The sequence below is a fragment of the Streptomyces sp. NRRL S-495 genome (genome assembly GCF_000966955.1).
In the GTDB taxonomy this organism is placed as follows: domain Bacteria; phylum Actinomycetota; class Actinomycetes; order Streptomycetales; family Streptomycetaceae; genus Kitasatospora; species Kitasatospora purpeofusca.
The window spans coordinates 1-2,295 of the sequence record NZ_JZWY01000474.1; the positions used below are offsets into that span (position 1 = coordinate 1).

The following is a 2,295-nucleotide window of genomic DNA, read 5'->3' on the forward strand; positions in this document are numbered from 1 at the left end:
ACCCCCAACGGCAAGACCGACCGCAAGGCGCTGCCCGCCGTCGCCCGCAGCCGGGGCGGGCAGGAGCTGTTCGTCGCCCCCCGTACCCCCGCCGAGACCCGGATCGCCGAACTCTGGCAGGGCCTGCTCGGCGTCCCCGAGGTCGGGGTGCACGACGTCTTCCTCGACCTCGGCGGCCACTCCCTGCTCGCGGTCGGCCTGCTGGCCCGGGTCGAGCGCGAGTTCGGCACCCGGGTGCCGCTCGCCGAGTTCTTCGCCGCCCCGACCGTCGCCGCGCTGGCCGTCCGGGCCGCCAACGGCGGCGGTGGACGGGCCTCCGTGGAACCGCCGAAGCGGGAGGCCCACCTGCCCGCCCGCGCCACCGAGTTCCAGCGCGAACTGTGGCTGCACGAGGCCGTCCAGACCGGCAGCCCGCTCTACAACGTGCCGGTGCGGATCCGGGCCGAGGGCGCCCTCGACCGCGAGGCCCTCGGCCGCGCGCTCAGCGAGGTCGTCCGCCGCCACGAGTCGCTGCGCACCGCCCTGTACGGCGACCCGAACCCGAGCGAGCTGGACGACGCCGTCGCCGACGTCCGCCCGCCGTACCCGGTCGAGGTGCCGCTGCTCGACCTCGTCGGCCCGCACGGGCAGGTGGCCGACGAGGAGGCGGTCGACGACGCGCTGCGCGCCGAGGCCGCCCGCCCGCTCGACCTCGCCCGCGGCCGGCTGCTGCGCGCCCTCGCCGTGCGGACCGACGCGGACCGGCACGAGCTGCTGCTCACCGTGCACCACGCCGCGGCCGACGGCTGGGCCGCCGGGCTGCTGCTCGCCGAGGTCGCCCGCGCCCTGCGGGAGGGCGAACTGCCCGAGCCCGAAATCCAGCTGTCGGACGTCGCCCGCTGGGAGCTGCGCGACGTCGAGGCGGGCCGCGAGGGTGCCGAGCGCTGGGCCGAGCGGCTGCGCGGCGTCGAGGGCGACCAGCACCTGCCCGGCGACCGCTCGCGCCCCAACCCGCAGGACATCGCCGGCCGCCGGCTCGCCCGCCGGCTGGACCGCGGGTTCGTCGAGGGCGTCGAGAAGTGGGCCGCCGGTGAGGGCGCCAGCCTCTACACGGTGGTGCTCGCCGCGCTCGGCGGAGTGCTGCACCGCTACACCGGCCGGACCGATGTCGCCGTGATCAGCCCCTTCGCCGTCCGCCCGGTGCCCGAGCTGGAGACCGTGATCGGCTCGCTGATCAACACCGTCGCGCTGCGCTTCGACGTGGCGGGCGCCGACACCTTCCGCGAGCTGGTCGCCCGGGTCCGCCCGGTCGTGCTGGAGGCCGCCGACCACAGCGGTCACCCCTTCGTCGACCACGCCCGGCGCTACGGCGGCTCGCCCGGTGTCACCGCCTCGCCGATCTCCCAGGTGCTGCTGGCCGTCCAGAACCACCCGGTGGCCGGCGTCGAACTGCCGGGACTGAAGCTCACCTTCGTCGCCGAGGTGTGCAACAGCACCGCCAAGACCGATCTCTCGCTGTTCCTGGAGTTCCCGGCCGACGGCCCACTGCTGTCCGCCGAGTACCGCACCTCCCGCTACGAGGAGCGGTCCGTGCGGGCCGCGCTCGACCACCTGGTCGCGCTGCTCTCCGCCGCTGTCGCCGAACCCGACCGCCCGCTCGGCGAGCTGGTCATGCTCTCCGCCGCCGAACTCGCGGCCGACGAGCCGGTCAACCGTACCGAGGCACCGATCCCCGACGCCCCGCTGCACCGGCTGGTCGCCGACCGGGCCGCCCGCACCCCGGACGCGCCCGCCGTGTCCGCCGCCGACGGCACCCTCGACTACGCCGGACTCCTCGACACCGCCGACCGGCTGGCCCACCTGCTGGGCGCCCGCGGCGTCGGCCCCGGCCACCTGGTCGCGGTCGCCGTCCGGCGCGGCCGGCTGCTGCCCGCCGCCCTGCTCGGCGTGCTGCGCAGCGGCGCCGCCTACCTGCCGCTCGACGTCGACCAGCCGCTCGCCCGCAACCGGGCCGTGCTCGACGACGCCGGCGTCACCGTGGTGGTCGCCGAGGGCGCGACCGCCGGCGACGAGCTGCTGCACGGCCGGGAGGCCGTCCTCGTGGACGGGCCCGAGCACGCCGCCGCCCCCGCCCAGGCGCCGGACGTCACGGTCGGCCCGGAGGATCCGGCCTACCTGCTGTACACCTCCGGCTCCACCGGCCGCCCCAAGGGCGTGGCCGTGCCGCACCGGGCGATCGTCAACTTCCTCACCTCGATGGGCCGCGAACCCGGCCTCACCGAGCGGGACGTGATGGCCGCCGTCACCACCGTGACT

The 2,295-nt window shown here is 76.7% G+C and carries 1 protein-coding gene; it reads left to right on the forward strand.

Annotated features, from left to right (window positions below; translation table 11 throughout):
* Nucleotides 1-2,295 (forward strand): condensation domain-containing protein (locus VR45_RS24000; protein WP_159394337.1); only part of this gene is annotated, 2,295 nt, incomplete at both ends.